Source organism: Streptomyces sp. Je 1-332, from assembly GCF_040730185.1.
GTDB lineage: Bacteria > Actinomycetota > Actinomycetes > Streptomycetales > Streptomycetaceae > Streptomyces.
Genome location: NZ_CP160402.1, coordinates 2,495,807 through 2,515,417 on the forward strand (window position 1 = coordinate 2,495,807; position 19,611 = coordinate 2,515,417).

General features: G+C 71.6%; 15 protein-coding genes. 9 read left to right on the forward strand and 6 right to left on the reverse strand.

Annotation, left to right across the window (positions count from 1 at the left end; translation table 11 throughout):
• The first annotated feature begins 128 nt into the window (after nucleotides 1-128).
• Complete coding sequence (locus ABXJ52_RS11590) at nucleotides 129-2,729, forward strand: M14 family zinc carboxypeptidase (RefSeq protein WP_367041580.1); 2,601 nt, start codon at nucleotides 129-131, stop codon at nucleotides 2,727-2,729.
• A 191-nt stretch (nucleotides 2,730-2,920) separates the two neighbouring features.
• The gene (locus tag ABXJ52_RS11595) at nucleotides 2,921-4,078 is read left to right on the forward strand and encodes a serine hydrolase domain-containing protein (RefSeq protein ID WP_367041582.1); all 1,158 of its coding nucleotides are present in this window, start codon (nucleotides 2,921-2,923) and stop codon (nucleotides 4,076-4,078) included.
• Between the two features lie 66 nt (nucleotides 4,079-4,144).
• Here the strand turns inward: ABXJ52_RS11595 and ABXJ52_RS11600 are convergent, their stop codons facing one another.
• Nucleotides 4,145-4,573, reverse strand: a complete 429-nt coding sequence (locus ABXJ52_RS11600; RefSeq protein WP_367041583.1) for an organic hydroperoxide resistance protein — start codon at nucleotides 4,571-4,573, stop codon at nucleotides 4,145-4,147.
• A gap of 115 nt (nucleotides 4,574-4,688) precedes the next feature.
• Entirely contained in the window at nucleotides 4,689-5,735 is a 1,047-nt protein-coding gene (locus ABXJ52_RS11605; RefSeq protein WP_367041585.1) for an NADP-dependent oxidoreductase, read from the reverse strand.
• 127 nt (nucleotides 5,736-5,862) lie between these two features.
• Between ABXJ52_RS11605 and ABXJ52_RS11610 the strand changes: the two genes are divergently transcribed.
• Nucleotides 5,863-6,312, forward strand: coding sequence for a MarR family transcriptional regulator (locus ABXJ52_RS11610; RefSeq protein WP_367041586.1), 450 nt, complete (start codon nucleotides 5,863-5,865; stop codon nucleotides 6,310-6,312).
• A gap of 25 nt (nucleotides 6,313-6,337) precedes the next feature.
• On the opposite strand, the gene ABXJ52_RS11615 is transcribed toward ABXJ52_RS11610, so the two are convergent.
• The 4 genes from ABXJ52_RS11615 to ABXJ52_RS11630 form a co-directional block, all read right to left on the reverse strand.
• The gene (locus ABXJ52_RS11615) at nucleotides 6,338-7,027 is read right to left on the reverse strand and encodes a hypothetical protein (RefSeq protein ID WP_367041588.1); all 690 of its coding nucleotides are present in this window, start codon (nucleotides 7,025-7,027) and stop codon (nucleotides 6,338-6,340) included.
• A gap of 137 nt (nucleotides 7,028-7,164) precedes the next feature.
• Nucleotides 7,165-8,013, reverse strand: coding sequence for an SMP-30/gluconolactonase/LRE family protein (locus ABXJ52_RS11620; protein WP_367041590.1), 849 nt, complete (start codon nucleotides 8,011-8,013; stop codon nucleotides 7,165-7,167).
• A gap of 49 nt (nucleotides 8,014-8,062) precedes the next feature.
• Entirely contained in the window at nucleotides 8,063-9,367 is a 1,305-nt protein-coding gene (locus ABXJ52_RS11625; RefSeq protein ID WP_367048992.1) for a helix-turn-helix domain-containing protein, read from the reverse strand.
• Nucleotides 9,368-9,379: 12 nt separating this feature from the next.
• Complete coding sequence (locus ABXJ52_RS11630) at nucleotides 9,380-9,532, reverse strand: hypothetical protein (RefSeq protein WP_367041592.1); 153 nt, start codon at nucleotides 9,530-9,532, stop codon at nucleotides 9,380-9,382.
• 190 nt (nucleotides 9,533-9,722) lie between these two features.
• Here ABXJ52_RS11630 and ABXJ52_RS11635 point away from each other — a divergent pair, with 190 nt between their 5' ends.
• The 6 genes from ABXJ52_RS11635 to ABXJ52_RS11660 all read left to right on the forward strand — a co-directional run bounded on the left by ABXJ52_RS11635 (nucleotide 9,723) and on the right by ABXJ52_RS11660 (nucleotide 19,605).
• Complete coding sequence (locus ABXJ52_RS11635) at nucleotides 9,723-10,766, forward strand: DUF3068 domain-containing protein (RefSeq protein WP_367041593.1); 1,044 nt, start codon at nucleotides 9,723-9,725, stop codon at nucleotides 10,764-10,766.
• Between the two features lie 209 nt (nucleotides 10,767-10,975).
• Nucleotides 10,976-12,142 carry a glycosyltransferase family 4 protein gene (locus ABXJ52_RS11640; RefSeq protein ID WP_367041595.1) on the forward strand — a complete coding sequence of 389 codons (1,167 nt, stop codon included), beginning with the start codon at nucleotides 10,976-10,978 and terminating at the stop codon, nucleotides 12,140-12,142.
• Nucleotides 12,139-12,858 carry a class I SAM-dependent methyltransferase gene (locus ABXJ52_RS11645; RefSeq protein WP_367041597.1) on the forward strand — a complete coding sequence of 240 codons (720 nt, stop codon included), beginning with the start codon at nucleotides 12,139-12,141 and terminating at the stop codon, nucleotides 12,856-12,858. The genes ABXJ52_RS11640 and ABXJ52_RS11645 overlap by 4 nt, the downstream gene beginning before the upstream one ends.
• Nucleotides 12,855-17,369, forward strand: coding sequence for an alpha-(1->3)-arabinofuranosyltransferase family protein (locus tag ABXJ52_RS11650; RefSeq protein ID WP_367041599.1), 4,515 nt, complete (start codon nucleotides 12,855-12,857; stop codon nucleotides 17,367-17,369). Before ABXJ52_RS11645 ends, ABXJ52_RS11650 begins: the two co-directional genes overlap by 4 nt.
• Nucleotides 17,366-18,859 carry a condensation protein gene (locus ABXJ52_RS11655; protein WP_367041601.1) on the forward strand — a complete coding sequence of 498 codons (1,494 nt, stop codon included), beginning with the start codon at nucleotides 17,366-17,368 and terminating at the stop codon, nucleotides 18,857-18,859. The genes ABXJ52_RS11650 and ABXJ52_RS11655 overlap by 4 nt, the downstream gene beginning before the upstream one ends.
• A complete protein-coding gene (locus ABXJ52_RS11660) occupies nucleotides 18,856-19,605 on the forward strand; it encodes a class I SAM-dependent methyltransferase (RefSeq protein ID WP_367041603.1) in 750 nt (249 codons plus the stop codon). Before ABXJ52_RS11655 ends, ABXJ52_RS11660 begins: the two co-directional genes overlap by 4 nt.
• The last annotated feature ends 6 nt before the right edge of the window (nucleotides 19,606-19,611 follow it).

Consider the following 19,611-nt stretch of genomic DNA (forward strand, 5'->3'; position numbering starts at 1 on the left):
GGTCACGGCCGTGCGGTCCACGGGACGCGTGGGAGTGAAGGGGGTCGAAGGCCCTCTTGTTGCGCGGGGGTTGAGGCGGTAGACCACGCGTACTGACTTCTCTCCAGCTGTCGCTCCCGGAGGTACGTATGGGGATATCCTGGCCGTCAAGACCCGTTCTGCTCACCACCCTCGCCTCGGCGGGCGTCCTTGTCCTCACCACGCTCGCCCCCGGCGCCGCGACCGCCGACCCTCGTCCGGGCGGGCGCGACATCCTCCGCGAGGGCTCGCCCCTCAGCAGTACGGAACGGGCCGCGAGGACGCCGCTGAGCGCCGCAGACCGGGCTCTGGGAACCGCGGGAGCCCCCGACCTCGACTCCGGACGCGGCGGCAAGGACCGCGGCTACCCCCGCGAGCGGAAGCTCACCCCGCCTCCCGCGAACCCCGACGACAAGTCGATAAAGCTGGGCCTTGCCCCCTACCACTCCATCGCCCCGAAGCTGAACGACATCCAGGGCATCGGCGACCGCGTCAGCGTGGAGATCGCGGGCCGTTCGGCGGGCGGTCACCGGCTCTACCTGGTGACCGTCACCGCCCCCGAGTCGGCCAGGGAGACCGCCCGCCAGGAGCGGATGCGCGAGCTCATCGAGAACGCGCCGGACACCGCGGCCAAGGACCGTGCGATCAAGTCGTCATACAAGACGCCGGTCTTCATCAACAACAACATCCACGGCAACGAGTGGGAGGGCACGGACGCCGCCCTGAAGCTCATCGAGAAGCTCGCGAAGGCCAAGGACGGCAAGACGAAGGACCTGCTCGCGCACAACCGGCTCTACTTCAACGTCACGGCCAACCCCGACGGCCGCATCGCGGGCACCCGCGCCAACGCCAACGGCTTCGACCTCAACCGTGACTTCATCACCGCCTCGCAGCCCGAGGCGCGCGCGATGCGGCAGATCGCCGTCGACAAGCAGCCCGCGGTCATGATCGACCTGCACGGTTACGTCAACGGCACGCTGATCGAGCCGACGACTCCCCCGCACGGCGAGAACTACGAGTACGACCTCTTCCTCAAGAACACCTACGCGAACGCGCTCGGCATGGAAGCCGCGGTCAACGGCCTCGGTTACACCCCCGAGAAGGACGGCGTGGAACCGGCGATCATCCCCTTCCGTGACCAGGAGGAGGGCTGGGACGACTGGCCGCCGATCTTCACCCCGCAGTACATGCCGTTCCACGGGGCGGTCGCCGCGCACACCATCGAGTTCCCGATGACCGTCAACAACGACGAGTACGACGAGCTGCCGGTGCCGGAGCTGCGGCGGCGGTCCGCGATCAACGTGGACATCGCGGGCGCCGCGATGTCGGCGACGCTCAAGTACACGCAGGAGCACCGCACTTCGGTGATCGCCGACCAGATCGAGACGTTCCGGCGCGGCGCGGCGGGGGCAGCGCAGGTGCCCGTTTCGCCGGAGACCGTGCCGGGTGTGCCGGGCATCGGCCCGGAGGACGTCTACACGACTGACTTCCCGCGTGCGTACGTGATCCCCCAGGGTGGGCGTGGCCAGCGTTCCGCCGCTGCCGCCTCGCGGCTCGTGGAGCATCTGCTCGACAACGACGTCGAAGTGCGGCGGGCGACAAGGGACTTCAGGCTCGGCGGGACCTCGTACGGTGCAGGGTCCTACGTCATCGACATGCGTCAGCCCAAGCGCGGGCTCGCAAACGTGATGCTCGCCGACGGGCGGGACATCAGCGACAAGGTGTCCACCATGTACGACATCTCGGGGTGGAGCCTCGGGCGGTTGTGGGGTGCGACGGTGGACTCGGTGAAGGGCGGTTCGCTGTCCGGTGTGCGCTCGCGCGTCGTAGACACGGCTTCGCGGGTCGGTCATGTCGCGGGGCGGGGGAATCTCCGGCTGCGGCTCGACGACGCGCGGGAGGTGGCCGCGCTCAACTGGCTGCTGGCGCGCGGGACTTCTGTGCGGAGGTCAGATGACGGGAGTGTGGTTCTGCCGTCGTCGGCGCGGGGGGCGGCTGTTGCCGCGGCGAGGAAGTATGACGTCGCCTTCGACGCGACGAAGACGAAGGGTGGCGCGGTGGTCCGTCCCACGCGGGTTGCGGCGGCGGTGACGCCCGGGGAGCTGTTCGCGCTGCGGGAGATGAACTTCGACGTGGTACCGGTCTCGACTTCGGTGCTCAACGCCGGGTTCGACTGGAAGAAGTCGGGTGCGGACGCGTTGTTCGTCTCGGCGGGGCTTTCGTACGGGGAGCTGGACGCGGGGGCGCGGGGCGGGCTCGACGCGTTCCTCTCCGGGGGCGGTGGGCTCGTCGGGCGGGGCGCGGAAGGGGTCGCGCTGAACTCCGACGCGAAGTTGCTCTCCGTTGAGGCGGTCTCCGGGAACGGGGATGCGAATGGTGTGGTGCGGGTGGTCAATGCGGGGGGCCCTGTTACTGGGGGTGCGCCGTCTCACTCGTTCGTCTATGCGCCCATGTGGTTCACGGGGCTTGGGAGCGGGGTGCGGGTCGAGCAGTCCTACGGGGGTGGGAATCCGCTGGTCTCCGGGCACTGGCGTCCTGCGGAGGGCGGCGGGGGTGGGCCCGCGGATGCCGCGGGTCAGGCTTCCGTCGTGAGCGGGGCCGCTGCGGGGTCCCGTGTGGTCCTCTTCGGCACCGAGCCGCTCTTCCGGGACCACCCCAAAGGGGTGTTTCCGCAGGTGGGGCGGGCGTTGCTGAGCGTGGGCCGGGGCTAGGGCGGCCCCTGCGGGGCTTTCCCCAATCCCGCCCCTTCCCGAAACCAAGGGGCTCCGCCCCCTGGGCCCCCGTACAAGATGTCCTCAAACGCCGGACGGGCTGGAATTTCCAGCCGGTCCGGCGTTTGAGGACATGGCCCCCGCGCCAGAGCGGGTTTTCGGGAAGGGGTGGGGTGGGGGAGGAAGAACGCATGACACGTGAGATCAAAGTCCACGGCACCACCGCAGCCGGATACGAATCCGTGCGGGACGAGTTCACCGCCATGCTCGCCCAGGCGGAGCCCGATCACGCCTCGCAGGTCGCCGCCTACGTACGAGGGCGGCAGGTCGTCGACCTGTGGGTGGGGCCGGACACCGACGGTGACACGCTCTTCGGGGTGTACTCGTCCACGAAGGGCGCCGCCCACCTCGTCATGGCGCTGCTCGTCCAGGACGGCACCCTGGAGCTGGATCGCGAAGTGGCCTACTACTGGCCGGAGTTCGCCGCGGAGGGGAAGGGGGACGCCACCCTGCGGGAACTCCTCTCGCACCGCGTCGGCGTCGTCGGCGCCGACTCCGGCTTCAGCCCCGAGGAGATCGCCGACGACCGCGCCGCCGCCGCCCGGCTCGCGACCCAGCGCCCCTACTGGCGCCCCGGCACCGCCTTCGGCTACCACGCCCTGTCCATCGGCGCGCTGGCCGGCGAGGTCGTCCTGCGGGCCACCGGGCGGACGCTGCAAGAGGTGTACGAGGAGCGCGTCCGCGTCCCGTACGGCCTTGATTTCCACCTCGGGCTACCGGAAGCACTGGAGCCCCGCTTCCGTTCCGTGCTGCCGATGATGCCCTCCCCCGAGGAGCGTGCCCTGCTCGACGCGCAGCCGCCGCAGCCGGGCACGCTGAACTCCATCGCCTTCAACCGCCATGGCGCGCAGCCCACCGACGTCGAGTCCCTTCCCAACTCCCGTTCGGTGCGCGCCCAGGGGCCCGCGTCCGCCGGTGGGGTCGCCTCCGCGCGCGGGCTCGCCGCGATGTACGCGGCGGCCGTCGGCGGGCTCGAAGGGCGGGAGCCACTCTTGAAGGCGGACACCGTGGCCGAGTTCGGGCAGATACATTCCCATGGGCACGACCTGGTGCTCCGGGCCCACAAATCGTTCGGGGTGGGGTTCCAGAACGTCGCCGAGGCCTGGTATCCCTTCCTCGGCGTGGGGTCCATCGGGCACAAGGGCGTGGGCGGCTCGCAGGCGTTCGCCGACCCTCGCAGCGGGCTCGCCTACGGGTACACGCGGCGCCGCTTTCCCGCCCCCGGCGGAGCGGCCCCGGAGGACGAGCGCCTGGTGCGCGCCATCCACACGGCGGCGGTCACCCGCTGACCGCATGACGGAGGGCCGCACCCCCGCTCCGGGGTGCGGCCCTCTGTCACGTATCGGAGGAGACGGTCAGGCGACCGCGAGCTCCACCTTGATGTTGCCGCGCGTGGCGCTGGAGTACGGGCACACCTGGTGCGCCTTCTCGATCAGGGCCTGCGCGGTGGCCGCGTCCACGTTCGGGATGGAGGCGCTGATCGCGACCTCCAGGCCGAAGCCGCCGGCCTCGGTCGAGCCGATGCCGACCTTGGCGGTCACGGTCGAGCCGGAGATGTCGACGTTCTCCTTGCGGGCGACCACGCCGAGCGCGCCCTGGTAGCAGGCGCTGTAGCCGGCCGCGAAGAGCTGCTCGGGGTTGGTGCCCGCGCCGCTGCCGCCCATCTCCTTCGGCGGGTTGACGACGACGTCGAGCTTGCCGTCGTCGGTGGCGACGCGGCCGTCACGGCCGTTCTCGGCGGTGGCGACGGCGGTGTACTTGACGTCGATCTGCTGGATGGACATAAGTGCCGGTTCCTCCTGAGATGTTCCGCGATGCGCGCCCACAGTCGCGACAATGTGGAATCACTTTATCGGATGCCGGAAAATCACCGGGCGCTACTCCTCGGGTGCCCGCACCTCAGACCAGGGAAACGATCATCTTTCCGGTGTTCTCGCCGCGCAGCATGCCCAGGAACGCCTCGACGCCGTTCTCCACGCCCTCGACGAGCGTCTCGTCGTACTTCAGCTCGCCGGAGCGGATCCACGCGCCGACCTCGGACACGAACTGCGGCTGAAGTGCCTCGTGGTCCCCGACCAGCACGCCCTGCAGGCGCAGGCGCTTGCCGATGATCATGGCCATGTTGCGCGGGCCCGGCGTGGGCTCGGTGTCGTTGTAGCCCGCGATCATGCCGCAGATGGTGGCGCGGCCGTGCACGTTCATGCGGCTGATGGCCGCTTCGAGGTGCTCGCCGCCGACGTTGTCGAAGTAGACGTCGATGCCGTCGGGGGCCGCCTCCTTGAGCTGCTCGACGACCGGGCGCGGGTCCTTGTAGTTGAACGCGGCGTCGAAGCCGTACTCCTCGACGAGCTTCTTCACTTTCTCGTCCGAGCCCGCCGAGCCGACGACGCGCGAGGCACCCTTGAGCCTGGCCATCTGGCCGACCTGGGAGCCGACCGCACCCGCGGCGCCGGAGACGAAGACCGCGTCGCCCTCCTTGAAGGAGGCGACCTCGAAGAGGCCCGCGTAGGCCGTCAGGCCGGTCATGCCGAGCACGCCGAGGTACGCGGAGAGCGGCGCGGCCTGCGCGTCCACCTTGACGGCGTGCTTGGCGGGGACGGCCGCGTACTCGCGCCAGCCCGCGAAGTGCAGGACGTGGTCGCCCACCGCGATGTTCTCGGTGTTCGACGCGATGACCTCGCCGACCGCGCCGCCCTGCATGGGCTGGTCCAGCTGGAACGGCGGGGTGTACGACTTCACGTCGTTCATCCGGCCACGCATGTACGGGTCCACGGAGAAGTGCAGGTTGCGGACCAGGACCTGGCCGTCGGCCGGGGCCGCCACGGGGGCCTCGCGCAGCGCGAAGTCCTCCGGGACCGGCCAGCCGTGCGGGCGGCGCACGAGGTGCCACTCACGGCTGACGGCGGGGAGCTTCTGGGACCCGGAGGCCTCGGGGGTGACGGACATGCGGGCGTCCTCCTCCTGCTCAGGCTGCCGTCGCCGGCAGACTGGCACATCGAAAATGCTTCACGTTCTGAAACAACCATGCGCCTACATATTTCATGATGTCAAGTAACGGGGTAACCTGGAGCGCATGGCCACCTCCAGCTCCAGCGCGCCGCGCACCGACCCCCTGACGCTCGAAGTCGTCGAGCTCATCGGGACGGTCGTCGCGCGCTACTACGAGGAGTACGACGCCGCGGCGGGCAAGCACGCCCTCACCGGGGCGCAGGCACGCGTACTGGGGCTGCTGTCCCTCGAACCGCTGCCCATGCGGCGCATAGCGCAGAAGCTGAAGTGCGAGCCGTCGAACATCACGGGGATCATCGACCGTCTTGAGACGCGCGGACTCGTCGAGCGGCGGCCCGACCCGGCCGACCGCCGCGTGAAGCTCGCCGCCCCGACGGAGGAGGGCCTGACGGTCGCCCGCAGCCTGCGCGAGTCACTGGACTTCGCGCGCGAGCCGCTGGCCGAGCTCACCCGCGAGGAGCGGCTCTCGCTGCGCGGGCTGCTGCGCAGGATGGTCGGCGAGGACGCGGGCTGACCGCTCGCTCGCCCTCAGGAGCCGGTTACGTGCACCACCACAGGAAGCGGTCGCACGTCTGGGAGGGCTCCGGCTCGGGCGTCGGATCCGGCTGCTGCGTGGTCGGCGGGGGCGTGGGGCGCGTGGTCGCGGGGGTGTCCGGGGGGCTGTCGGGGGTGTCCGGCGCGGACGTCGTGACGGGAGCCGCTGAATCGGGGTCCTTGTCGGCCCCCTCCGTCTTCTCGCCGGCCTTCTTCTTGTCCTCGTCCTTCTTCGCTTCCTTGGCCGCCTTGTCCTTCGCGGACTCCGAGGCCGAGGGGTCGGCAGACGGGGCCGCCGTGGTCTCGGCGCCGGTCGCCGTGCCGTCGGCCGGGTCCTTCGGCGTCCGTGACGCGGGCCGGGCCGCTCCCCCGTCCGGCGAGGCCGCCGCCGTCGGTTCCTCCGACGGGCCCTCGATGCCGAGCTCGGCCAGGCTCAGGCCACCGGCCGCGAGTGCGAGCCCCGCGGTGATCAGCAGGACCTTGCGGCGTCTGCGCCGGTGCGCCCGGCGACCGCGCTCCCTGCGGCGGCCCCTGCCGCGGGGCACCACGTCGTCGTACGTGCGCTCCGGACCGGCGGGGGCTTCCTGCTCGGCGACCGCCTCCGCGTACTCACGGCAGGCTTCGGCCGGGGTTCCGCACCCCGGGCAGGCCAGGGCGCCGTTGAGGTGCCTGTGGCACGGGTGGCAGTAGTCCATGAGGCATGGAGGCTAAGTGAGCCGCGGGGAACAGAGGAAGCCGCTGCCGTGAAGGTTGTGTGCGGAATCGGATGTTCCAGCCGTGTCGGCTTCCCCTATGGGGCAAACCGCCTGTTCCGCTCCGGCCGCGGGCCCGCCTACCCGGCGAACGCCGCCTGTTCCACGCCCTGTCCGGCGTCCGGCAGCACGAGCACGGAGCCCGACAAGGGGTGCGGCGCCTCAAGTCCCGTACGGGCGGAGGTGATGTACAGGTCGCGCAGTCCCGCGCCGCCGAACGCGCACGCGGTCGGGCGGACCACCGGCAGTTCGATCACCCGGTCCAGGGCGCCGGAGGGGGTGTAGCGGCGGATGGCGGCGCCGTCCCACAGGGCGACCCAGACGCAGCCGTCGGCGTCGACGGTCAGGCCGTCGGGGTAGCCGGCTTCGGGCTCGATCGTCACCAAGGGGCGCCTGGAGCGCGGGAGTTGGTCGTCTCCCAGTTCCACGACGTCGACGTGGCGCGTCGGGGTGTCGATGTAGTACATGAGCCGGCCGTCCGGGCTCCAGCCGATGCCGTTGCTGACCGAGACACGGGACAGGACCTCGTCCCGGGCGCCGTCACCGGTCAGCCGGATGAGGTTGCCGCCGCCCTCCCCCTCGTCGTAGCGCATCGTGCCCGCCCAGAGCGCCCCGTCGGGGGCGACCGCGGCGTCGTTGCCCCGGCGGCCGGGCACGACCTCGCGGTGCAGCCAGCGGAAGGCGCCCCCGTCGGCCGCGGAGTCGTAGAGACCCACGCCGTCCCGGAGGTTGACCACCAGGCCGCCGCCCGCGCGCGGCTTCGCGGCGCCGACGTGCTGCTCGGTGGCCAGGACGGAGCGGTGCCCGGTCGACGGGTCGTACGTGTGGACGCGTGAGCTCAGGATGTCGACCCAGATCAGCCGCTGGGCGGCGTGGTCCCAGGTGGGACCCTCGCCGAGTGCTGCCTGGGCGCGTACCGCTATGTCCATTGCGGCAGGCTACCCGCAGGGCCGTCCGTACGGCTGGCCGAACGCCCGCTCAGCCCACCCGTCCCAGCTCCCCGCGCAACCGACGCGCCCTGAGCACCAGTTCCAGCTCGAAGCGGCGGTCCGGGTCGTCGACCTCGTCGCCCCACAGCTCCCTGATCTGCCGCAGGCGGTAGCGCACCGTCTGCGGATGCACCCCGAGCCTCGCCGCGACCTCCGGGGCGCCGCCCCGTGTCTCCAGCCAGGCGAGCAGCGTCTCGGCGAGGCGGCGGCCGTGCGCGGGCCCGCAGTGCGCGAGCGGGGCCAGGCAGCGGCGGGCCAGGTCCTCGATGAGCTCCTCGGGTTGCAGCAGGACGAGGGCTTCGGTGTGCTCGGTGCAGTGCAGGACCTCGCCGGAAGGCAGCAGGCCCCGTTCCATCAGGCGGACGGCGGCCTGGGCCCAGCGCAGGGACTTCGCCGCGTCGGCGAGCGGTACGGGCGGGCCGATCGCGCCGGACCAGCCGGCCATGGCGCGCCGCAGGAGCTCGGGGCGGCCCGCGGCTTCGGGGTCGGGGACGACCATGCGGGGCTGTTCGGTCTCCATGTCGAGCAGGACGCCCTGGCCGACGGCGGGCGCCACGGCTTCCCGCGCGGGGCGGAGCAGGACACCGACGGCGACCCGCTCGGGCAGCTGCCAGCCGACGCGGGCGGCCCGTTCGTCGAGTGCGCTGCGGGCGCCGGGCGCACCGGCGGCCGCCGAGCGGGAACCGGAGGCGTGGCCGAAGTCGGCGGGCGCTCCCGCGCCGGGGTCCCCGCGCCGCTCGGAGAGCAGGAGATCCATCAACTTCCGCTGCAGGCGCAGCCGTTCGCCCGCCTGCCGGGCCGCTGCCTCGGCGTACCCGCGGACGGACTGGTCGACGAGACCGTCCAGGTACTCGAAGCCCGACTCGGCGAGTTCGTACATGGCCGGTGGCGGGATCTCGATCTGCTGGCCTATCTCGGCCAGGCGGCGCCAGGCGAGCCGTACGCCGAGGCGGTAGATCGCCTGGAGCGAGTCGAGGCTGCGGCCGTGCAGGCCCTCGCCCCTGCCGAACTCCTGGAAGACCTCGAGGGGGTAGACGGGCCGGCCGCCCTCGGCCGCCGCGATCTGCTGGACGAACCCCTCCAGGGCGCGGCGTATGCCGATGAGCGCCATGGGTTCGCCCGACTCGTCGAGCACGACGGGCAGGGCGGGGTACTCGGCGCGGATCTCGCGCAGGATGTCGTGGGCGAGGGCGGGCACTTCGTCCAGGGCGAGCGCGGCGAACTGCCGCACCTGCACGGGCGGTACGTCGCGCCAGGCCGAGCGGACGGACAGCGAACCCTGGCTCTCGGTCACGGGCACGGCCACTCACTGTCCCCGAGGGGCGATCTCGTAGTGCACGAGGGGGGTGTTGGGCTGCTCGGGGGTCGCGTTCAGGAGCGCGACGACGCCGAACGCGGCGGCCACGGCGAGTGCCGCGGCGGCTACGACGGTCAGCCCGGCGGCGAGCAATCGGTGCATGTCAGGGTCAGCCTCTCTGCTGGAGGTCGTCCCCACCCAGGTCGCGCGGATGGCGCTCGCACAGTCCTTTACCGGCCCCACCCGGTAGGTGCACAGTTTCATCAACGCATTGACACTTCGTCAAGGGTCCGCCTAGCGTTCCGGCCCCTACGGCTCGGTAACACTTCTCACCCGCCCCCAGGAGTGCCGGATGCGCCGCACAGCCTCGCCCCTCTCGCTGATCCTCCTCGGACTCGGCGTCTTTCTGCTCGTCCTGGCGCCGATGCTCGCGTGGTACGTCGAGCCACGCGCGAAACGCACGCCCGTGGACATCGACACGATCACTGTTTTCAAGGGCAAAGGCAGCTATTTCGACACCGAGAAGATCAAGACGGTGCGCGACAAGAACCTCACGATCACGCGGCAGGTCCGCGGCGACGTGGAGGACAGCACCAGCGAGCACGCGGTCTGGGACGTGGTCACGTCCGTCGACCCGGACAAGTCCCTGCCCGCGTCGGACCCGCACGATTCGCTCCAGTTCACGACGGAGCGCTGGGTCACCGACCGCGGGACGAACAAGCCGGTGCACTGCTGCGACGAGAAGCCGCACTTCGAGGGCGAGGCCTACCTCAAGTTCCCCTTCGACGTGGAGAAGCGCTCCTACACCTGGTGGGACAACACCCTGGGTGCGACCGTCCCGCTGACCTTCCGCGGCACGAAGAAGATCCAGGGGTACGAGGGCTACCGCTTCACCGCCGAGGTGAAGCCCGCCAAGACCGGCACCCGTCTGGTGCCCGGCCGCCTGGTGGGGCAGCCCAAGCGCAGCAACGTGCTGGCCGAGGAGTGGTACGCCAACCACGGCGTCGAGCTGGTCGCCGACAAGCGCACCGGCCGGATCATCTACGCGGCGATCGGCCCCCGCAAGACGCTGCGCGCGCCCGGCTCGGACAAGGACGCGACGGTGCTGCTCGACAGCGAGCGCATCGCGTTCACCGAGAAGACGCAGAAGACGCAGGTCGGGCTCGCGGACGACGACAGCAGCCGGCTGAAGCTGGTGGGCGAGACGCTGCCGGTCGGTACGGGTGTGCTCGGCGCGCTGCTCGCGCTCGCGGGAGGCGTTCTTGTCATCCGCGGACGACGTTCCGACAGTGGGGCGCAGGGACCCGATGGGCCCGGAGGGCCCGGTTCAGCGGCGGAGCCGGGCGGTCCGCATAGCGATACGTCCCCAACCGCCCTGCAACCCACCACGATGTGATGAGACGTCAGCTGTTGAAACAACGAAAGTTGTCACTTCGGTGAGTAGCCGCGTCGAACACGGCGGCGAAAACTAACGACCCCACCCCGCGCACAGTCCCCGCACCGCCCCCGCACAGTCAGAGCACAGCACCTCCGTAAGCGACCCCCGAACGGTGCAACCCCCCATAGGCACCTCACGGTTCCGCACCCTGACGAGTTGGAGCACGCATGCCCCAGCACGTGCCTTCTCCGCTGCGCGCCGCAACACCGCGGGTCGCGCAACGGCTACCGGCACCTCCCCCGCAGCCGCGCCGGATCGTTTTCCTCGCCCGCCGCGACCTCGCGAACCCGGCCGCGGGCGGATCCGAACTGCTCGTCGACCGGCTGGCCGACGGCCTGAGCAAGCTCGGCCACGAGGTCACCCTCCTGTGCGGGGGCCCCGCCGCTTTCCGTGACTACCGCGTCGTGTCGGCGGGCGGTGACCTCGGGCACTATCTGCGCTCGCGCTCCGCCTTCACCCGGCAGGTCGGCGACTGCGACCTCCTCGTCGAGGTCTGCAACGGCATGCCGTACCTGGCGCCGCTGTGGCACCGCGGGCCCACGCTGTGCCTGGTCAACCACGTCCACACCGATCTGTGGGGGATGCGCTTCCAGGGTGCGCTCGCCCCCGCGGCCCGGCTCGGCCGAAGACTCGAGCACTGGTCGCTCTCCGGCGCCCAGCGCGGCAATCTCCTGGTGGCCGTCTCGCCGTCGACGGCCACCGCCCTGCGCGCGATAGGCGTCGAGCGTGAGCGCATACGCATAGTCCACAACGGGGTCGAGGAGCCGGGTACGCTCCACCCCCGCTCGGACGAGCCGATGTTCCTCGCGATGGGACGGCTCGTCGAGTACAAGCGCATCGACCTGCTGCTCCGGCTCTGGGAGCGCGTCAGGCCCGTCACCGGCGGCCGTCTGGTGATCGTGGGCGACGGACCGGAGCGCGAGCGGCTGCAACAACTCGCGGGCCCCGGCGTGGAGTTCAAAGGCCATGTCTCCGAGGCCGAGAAGCACCGGCTGCTGTGCGAGGCGTGGATGCTCCTGCACCCCTCCGCCGTGGAGGGCTGGGGCCTTGTCATCACCGAGGCGGCGACCCGCTCGACCCCGGCGATCGGCTTCGACGTACCGGGCGTACGTGACTCCATCGAGGACGGTGTGACGGGGCTGCTCGCCCGGGGCGAGAGTTCCTTCGCCGCCGCCTGGTGCACCCTGGCGCTGAGCACCGAGCGCCGCGAGACCCTCGGCAAGGCCGCGGGCGAACGGGCCACCAGCTACCGGTGGGCCAATTCCGTGCGCGAGTTCCAGGTGGTGGCCTCCGAGGCGATCGTCTCGCACCAGGCAGCCCAGGGGTCCGCGTGAAGGACCCGTCCCTGCGCCGATCCCTCACCCTCTTCCGGGCCTTCCTGCGCGAGCAGCAGGAGCCCGAGCGGTGTTACACCCTGCTCGCCCGTGACGCCGCCGACCAGGTCGAGGCCTATGGACCGGTCAAGGACCGCGTCGTCGTCGACATCGGCGGCGGCGGTGGCTATTTCACCGAGGAGTTCCGGCGGCGCGGCGCGCAGAGTTTCCTCTTCGAGCCGGACCCGGCCGAGCTGGGCGCCAAACCGCCGGAGGGCTCCGTCGTCGCCGACGGGTATCTCCTCCCGCTGGGGGACGGCGTCGCCGACGTCACCTTCTCCTCCAACGTCCTCGAGCACGTGGACGATCCGCAGACGTTCCTCAGCGAGATGGTGCGGGTGACCAGGCCCGGCGGCCTGATCTACGTCTCCTTCACCAACTGGTACTCGCCGTGGGGCGGCCACGAGTGGGCGCCCTGGCACTATCTGGGCGGCGCCCGTGGCCGCGCCCGCTATGAACGACGTACAGGCAAGGCAGCCAAACACACGCTCGGCGAGAACCTCTTCGCTCACCACGTCGGCCCGACCCTGCGCCAAGTGCGGGCGAGGGAGGACGTGTCCGTCGTGTCCGCACGGTCCCGCTACTGGCCGTTCCTGGCCAGTGGCATCACCAAAGTGCCGGGTGTACGCGAGTTCGCCACCTGGAATCTCCTTCTCATCCTCAGGCGGTGTCCATGACCACGGTCCAGGCCCCACCCCCGGCGGCAGTCCGGCCAACGGCTGACGCCCCCGAACCCGGCAGAGGGCCGCGCTCCAAGCGCTGGCTGCTCGGGTTCTGGGCCGTGGTCTTCGTCCTCTTCCTGGCGGTGAAGCCGGGGCGGATGACGTTCGACACCAAGCTGGGCGTCGCCGTCGACCCCTGGCGGTTCCTCTCCGACCTGGGCCAGCTGTGGCAGGACCAGGGCGGCTTCGGCGGCATCCAGAACCAGTACGTCGGCTATACGTGGCCGATGCTGCCGTTCTACGGCCTGGCGGACCTCGTCCAGCTCCCGGTCTGGCTCGCGGAGCGGCTCTGGCTCTCGCTGATCGTGGCGACCGCCTTCTGGGGTGCGCTGCGGCTCGCGGAGCGGCTGAACATAGGCAGCAGCGGGAGCAGGCTGCTCGGCGCGGTGGCCTACGCCCTGTGGCCGACGTTCACCGTCGTCGTCGGGTCGACGTCGGCGGCGGCGCTGCCCGGCGCCCTCCTGCCGTGGGTGCTGCTCCCGCTGACGAACGACCGCATCAGCGCGCGCTCGGCGGCCCTGCGCTCGGCGCTCTTCATCCCCTTCATGGGCGGCGTGAACGCGGCCTCGACGCTCGCTTCGCTGCTGCCGGTGGGCCTGTATCTCCTGTCGCGACCGAACGGCCCACGCAAGCGGAAGCTGATCACCTGGTGGGTGCCCGGCGTCATCCTCGCCACCGCCTGGTGGGTGGTGCCGCTGCTCGTGCTCGGCATCTACGGCGAGAACTTCCTCCCCTTCGTCGAGAACTCGGCCACCACCACCGGCACGATGTCGGCCACGGAGACCCTGCGCGGCGCCGGCAACTGGGTCGCCTATCTGCACTTCGGTGAGGCGTGGCTGCCCGCCGGGTGGACGGTCGCGACGTCCGTGGTCGTCGTGGTCTGCTCGGCGCTCGCCGCCGCCCTCGGCCTCGCCGGGCTCGCGCGGCGTGACCTGCCCGAGCGGCGCTGGCTCGCCTTGACCGTGCTGTCGGTCGCGCTGATCACGCTCGCGGGGTACGGCGGCTCGTTCGGGGCGCCTTTCCACGACACGGTGCAGTCGTGGCTGGACGGCGGGCTCGTCCCCTTCCGCAACATCTACAAGTTCCAGACGGGCCTCGCGCTCGCGCTGGTCTTCGGTCTGATGCATCTCGTGGGTGTGGCCGCGCAGGCGCGCGGGGCGCGGCCGGTGCGCGGGCGCAAGTTCGCCCCGCTGATCGCCGCCCTGCTGGTGCTGCCCGGTCTCGCCTTCCCCTACCTCAACGGCTCGATCCTCCAGCCGGGCTCCTTCCAGAAGCTGCCCGACTACTGGGAGGCGACGGGCGACTGGCTGAAGAAGTACTCCCCCGACTCCCGCGCGCTCGTGGTGCCCGCCACCGCGCACGGCATCTACACCTGGGGCTCGCCCATCGACCAGCCCCTCGACGTGCTCGCGGAGTCGCGCTGGGCGCAGCGGGACTACGTGCCGTTCGGCACGGCGGGCAACCGGCGCGCGATGGACGCCGTGGAGCAGGCGCTCGCGACGGGTGGCGAGGTCCCCGGTCTGCGGGACTACGTGACGCGCGCGGGCCTGTACTACGTCGTCGTACGCAACGACCTCGACCCCGACCAGGTCGGCAACATCCCGACGGCGACCGTGAAGCGGACCCTGGAGGAGTCGGGCTTCGAGCGGGTCACCGGCTTCGGTCCGACCGGGACCGGCGGGAAGATACCCAACGACACGCCCCTCCAGGTCGAGGGCCTCTACCCGCGCCAGCGCGCCGTGGAGATCTACGCGCCGGGGTCGGGCGCCGAGCGGCCCGGACAGGCCGGGATCAAGCCCGTGTCGAACACGGCCGTGGTGAGCGGCGGCCCCGAGTCGCTGCTCCAGCTGTCCGCCGACCCCTCGATGCGGGACCGGCCGTCCGTCCTGACGGGCGACAACCACCCGGGGGTCGGAACTCCCGGCCTCCAGGCGGTCGGTGACGGTCTGCGTCGCGCCGACACCCGCTTCGGCCTGGTCAACTCCAACACCTCGTACACGTACACAGCGGGCGAGCGGAACGCGAGCGAGGCGCTCCAGGACGCGGGCAAGAAGCCGCACCAGATCCTGCCCACCACGGGTATCGAGCACCAGACGACGGCCCAGCTGCGCGGCGCGAAGTCCGTGACGGCGTCGAGCTACGGCAACTGGCTCTTCCACCTGCCGCAGTACGACCCCGTGAACGCCTTCGACGGCAATCCGGCCACGGCGTGGGCCGAGGGCAGCCCCGGAAAGCCCGACGGTGCCTGGATCAAGGCCGAGTTCAGGTCCAAGGAGTCCGTCCCGTCCTCGATCCGGCTCACGCCGCTGCCGCAGGAGGGCGTGCGGGCCGCGCCCACCCGGGTGCGGGTGGAGACGGAGCAGGGCAGCCGCACGAGCACGCTGCAGCCCAACGGCATGCGCCAGAGCGTCAAGGCGCCCGCGGGCGACTCCAGTTGGCTGAAGGTCACCATCCTGGACGCGGAGATCGGCAAGGCCGGTCTGACGGGCGCGGGGTTCTCGGAGATCACCGTTCCCGGCGTGCGGGTGACGAAGCTGCTGCAGCTACCCACGGACACCGGGTCCGCCGCCAGGACGCCCGCCGAGGGCGCCGAAGCGACGACGTACTCGATGCACCGTGCCTCGGACCCGAGCGCCCTGTCGCCGGTGAACACCGAGTCGGGGCTGCACCGCCGCTTCACCACACCGGCCGAGGCCGAGTTCGAGGTGAAGGCGAGCGCGGTCGCCATGCCGGGGTCCGAGCTCGACAAGCTGCTGTACAAGGTGGCGCCGGAGCAGAAGGACCAGATCGTCGCCAGCGCCGACTCCACGTCGAAGCTCGGCGGCAGTCTGTCGCCGCGCAATCTCACGGACGGCGACCTGACGACTGCCTGGATCGCGGGTGACAGTCCCGTGGTCCATCTGAAGTGGAAGGGCAAGCAGGCGATCGACGAGATCGTCCTGCCGGCGGCGGGCGGTCTCTCGACGCGCCCCCAGAAGGTCGAGATCAGCTCGCCGGACGGCGCGGCGATCGCCGGTGTCGACGAGAACGGCAACGTGCGGTTCCCGCCGATCACCACGGACGAGCTGACCATCACGGTCACCGAGACCGCGCCGCTGACGGTCCACAACCCTGCGGTGGACGACGAGTTGCAGCTGCCGGTGGGTCTCACCGAGGCCTACGTCCCGGCGCTCGACAAGTACCGGACGAAGCAGCCCAAGGCCTCGGCGACCTTCGAACTCGCCTGCGGTGAGGGCCCGGACCTCGCCGTCGACGGCAAGCTGCACGCCACGAGCGCGAAGGGTTCGGTACGGGATCTGACCGAGCGGCGGCCCATCGAGGTGACGCTCTGCTCGCGCGGCTCGCAGAACACGGCCCTGTCGCTCGGCGCCGGCAAGCACACCGTCGAGGCCGGGGACGCGGGTCCGCTCGTCCTCATGGACGTCTCGCTGACGCAGGGGACGCCGGGCGCGATCGACGAGGAGTCGCGCTCCCTCGACATCAAGGACTGGCTCGGCGACCGGCGCGAGGTGTCGGTGGGCGCGGGCTCGGCCTCGTACCTCTCGACCTACGAGAACATCAACGACGGCTGGAAGGCCACGCTGAACGGCAAGGAGCTGTCGTCCGTACGGCTCGACGGCTGGCAGCAGGGTTTCCTGGTCCCCAAGGGCGAGGGCGGCACGGTCAAGCTCTCCTACGAGCCCTCGCGGATCTACGAGATCGGCCTGATCGGCGGCGGTGCAGGGGTCCTTGCCCTCATCGCCCTGGCCCTGATCCGGCGCCGTGAGCCGAATCCGGACGGGCCGGACGTGGTTCCGCCCGCGCCGGGGCTGATCCTCGGCACGGTGGCGCTGACGCTGGTGGCCGCGGTGATCGCGGGCTGGTTCGCGCTGCTCGTGCCCGCGCTCGCCCTGCTCGCCTGGCGCCGTCACGCGCTGCTCGTACCGCTCGCCTTCGTGGCGATGGCGGGGGCGGGGATCGCGGCGGCGGTGGGTGCGGGTGAGCCGGCCACGGCTGACGAGGGCGCGTTCAGCCCCTTGGCCCAACTCCTGGCTCTCATCGCGCTGTTCGCGGCGCTGGTGAGTGTGCGGGGTGCGGCAGCCGGGGCTCCGGCGACGGCCACGCCTCCCGGCGGGGGTGGCCAGGCCGCCCCTTGGGAGCCGCCCGCGCACCAGCCGCCGCCCCCGGTGCCGCCGATGACGCCACCGCCGGGCCCCGACCGGGACCTGGGTACGACTCCGCTGCCGCGCCGCAAGCGCGGGGAGAGCGGTCCTGGCGCCGGCGGCCACGACGCCGGCGGCGCACCGCAGGCGGCGACCGGCCCGACGATCTCCGCCAGGGGCCCGGCATCGGCCCAGCCGGAACCGGCACCGTCAGGTACCCGGACCATGCGGACCACGCGCTTCAGGCGGCGCAGGCCAAGGGCGACGGACGGGCCGGTGGGAGCCGCCGCACCGTCCACCCCCGGGGAGGACACGGACCGATGACCGCACTCGATCACCCGGCACGTCACGCGGACGGACCCGAACGGCCTCCGGAGCGCGTGCCGTTCCCCGTCGTCGACGAGGTCGCGAGGCACTGCCTCCAGGAGGAGGAGCCGGAGACGGTGCACATCGAGGTGCACCTGCCCGGCACCCCGGACCCGGCCCGCCTGAAGGCCGCGTTCACCGAGGCCCTGCGCCGCCACCCGCGCATCCTGATGCGGGAGGCGCGGGGGCCTTGGTACCGCCGCCGCTACGAGTGGGAACTGACGGCGGAGCCGGACGTGGAGGTGGTGACGTTCCCGCCCCCGGAACGAGACGCCCTGAAGAAGGCCCGCACCCGCTCCCTCTCCGAGGCCCCACCGCTGTCGGCTTCCCCACCGATCCGTCTGGAGGTGATCGCCGCCGAGTCCTCCTCCACTGCCGTGAGTGATGCCGCCCCGGAGGAGCCGGAGGCTGCAACCGCCACCGGCCCGGAGCCCGGGGCGCCGGAAACGGACGCCACTCCCAGCGGTAACGGAGGCGGCAACGGCAGCCCACAGTCCGGCAGTGTCCTGTTCCTCACCATCAACCACACCGCCCTCGACGGTCCCGCCTGTCTCCGTGTTCTCGCCACCGCCGCCGAGTTGTACGGCGAGCAGGACAACTCGCCCGCCGCGCCTCCGTTGCGGCCGCCCTCGTCCGCCGTGCCCGAGAAGGCGGATGACGCGGGGGGTGGGCCCTCCGGGTGGGCTCCGCCTGCTCGGGTCTCTCGGGGGAAGCCCGAGCCCTCTCCCGGCAACGGCATGCTCGTCGCCGAGTTGCCCGTGCCCCGGCGGCCCAAGGGGGCGCCGTTCACCGTGAACGATCAGCTCATGGTGGCGACCGCGCTGATGATCGCGCACTGGAACCGGGAGCACGGCGCGCGGCCGAAGCCGTTCCGGATCACCATGCCCGTCGACGACCGGACCCGGGACATGGACATGCCCATCGGCAACGGCACCCGGCTGGTGGAAGTGCCCTTCAGTGCTGCCGAGTTGACCTCCGATGAGTGGGGGCCCGCGGATATCGGGGCACTCCTGCGTCGCACCGCCGACCGCACCCGCGCCCTCAAGGCACTCTCCCGGCCCCAACTCGGCCGTGGCGCGGCCCTTCTGACCTCGCCCGTCCTGCCCGTCACCCTCAGGGCGGCCGTGACGCGCGGCCTGCGCAGAGCCGCCGCGCCCTGGACGTCCACCACGCTGCTCAGCAACATCGGGCGCGTCCCGTACTCCCTGGACTTCGGTGACGCGGGCCGCGCGCACGCCGTCTGGTTCTCCGCGCCCGCCCGGCTGCCCCGCGGCCTGACCGTGACCACGGCGTCCACCGCGGGCCGCCTGCATGTCGCACTGCGCTGGTCGAAGTCCCTGCTCAGCAGCGGCGACGGCGCCCACCTGCGCGACCTCTTCGAGCACTACCTCCACGCGACGGAGCAGACGGAGCCGACGGAGCACACGGAGGAGGGGAAGACACCGTGACCAGCACCAGTACGGTCAGCACCAGCACCGCGCCCCGCGATCTGCGGGACTTCTACGAGGACCCCTCCGTCCCCGTAGCCTCCGGCGACGCCCGCAGCATCCGCCAGGCCCGGATGCTCGCCGACGCCCTCGGCCCCGCCACCGCCCGCACCGCCGTCGTCCTCGACATCGGCTGCGGCGACGGCACCGCCGCGGCGACCGCGGCCCCGCTGCTCGCCGGGCATCGCGTCGTCGGCGTCGACTGGTCCCAGGACGCCCTCAAGCGGGCCCACGCGCATCTGCCGTACGTCGTACGCGGTGAACTCACCGACGGCGGGCTTCCGTTCGCCGATGGTTCCGCCGACGCCGTCCTCTTCAGTGAGGTCATCGAGCATCTCGTCGACCCCGACAGCGCGCTCGACGAGCTGCGGAGAGTGCTCAGGCCGGGCGGGCATCTGATGCTGTCCACACCCAACCTCGCCGCCTGGTACAACCGCGGCCTCCTGCTCGCGGGCGTACAGCCCGTCTTCTCCGAGGTCAGCCTGCGCGGCATCCACGGCCGCCCGGGAAGCGAGGTCGTCGGGCACCTGCGGCTCTACACCGCCCGCGCGCTGCGGGAGTTCGTCGCCGCGTCCGGCTTCGACGTGGTGCGCGTCGCCGGTGCGCCCTTCCACGGCGTACCGCGTCCGCTGCGCGCCCTGGACCGGCTCGCCTGCGCCGTGCCGAGCGCGTCGTCGATCCTGCTGCTGCACGCTCGAAGGTCGTAGACCATG

What these genes read in the sequence shown, in the direction of transcription:
- ABXJ52_RS11595 (WP_367041582.1), top strand. Translation starts at nt 2,921, where the DNA reads ATGACACGTGAGATCAAAGTCCACGGCACCACCGCAGCCGGATACGAA.
- ABXJ52_RS11605 (WP_367041585.1), bottom strand. Translation starts at nt 5,735, where the DNA reads ATGTCCGTCACCCCCGAGGCCTCCGGGTCCCAGAAGCTCCCCGCCGTC.
- ABXJ52_RS11630 (WP_367041592.1), bottom strand. Translation starts at nt 9,532, where the DNA reads ATGCACCGATTGCTCGCCGCCGGGCTGACCGTCGTAGCCGCCGCGGCA.
- ABXJ52_RS11610 (WP_367041586.1), top strand. Translation starts at nt 5,863, where the DNA reads ATGGCCACCTCCAGCTCCAGCGCGCCGCGCACCGACCCCCTGACGCTC.
- ABXJ52_RS11650 (WP_367041599.1), top strand. Translation starts at nt 12,855, where the DNA reads ATGACCACGGTCCAGGCCCCACCCCCGGCGGCAGTCCGGCCAACGGCT.
- ABXJ52_RS11590 (WP_367041580.1), top strand. Translation starts at nt 129, where the DNA reads ATGGGGATATCCTGGCCGTCAAGACCCGTTCTGCTCACCACCCTCGCC.
- ABXJ52_RS11600 (WP_367041583.1), bottom strand. Translation starts at nt 4,573, where the DNA reads ATGTCCATCCAGCAGATCGACGTCAAGTACACCGCCGTCGCCACCGCC.
- ABXJ52_RS11620 (WP_367041590.1), bottom strand. Translation starts at nt 8,013, where the DNA reads ATGGACATAGCGGTACGCGCCCAGGCAGCACTCGGCGAGGGTCCCACC.
- ABXJ52_RS11635 (WP_367041593.1), top strand. Translation starts at nt 9,723, where the DNA reads ATGCGCCGCACAGCCTCGCCCCTCTCGCTGATCCTCCTCGGACTCGGC.
- ABXJ52_RS11615 (WP_367041588.1), bottom strand. Translation starts at nt 7,027, where the DNA reads ATGGACTACTGCCACCCGTGCCACAGGCACCTCAACGGCGCCCTGGCC.
- ABXJ52_RS11640 (WP_367041595.1), top strand. Translation starts at nt 10,976, where the DNA reads ATGCCCCAGCACGTGCCTTCTCCGCTGCGCGCCGCAACACCGCGGGTC.
- ABXJ52_RS11655 (WP_367041601.1), top strand. Translation starts at nt 17,366, where the DNA reads ATGACCGCACTCGATCACCCGGCACGTCACGCGGACGGACCCGAACGG.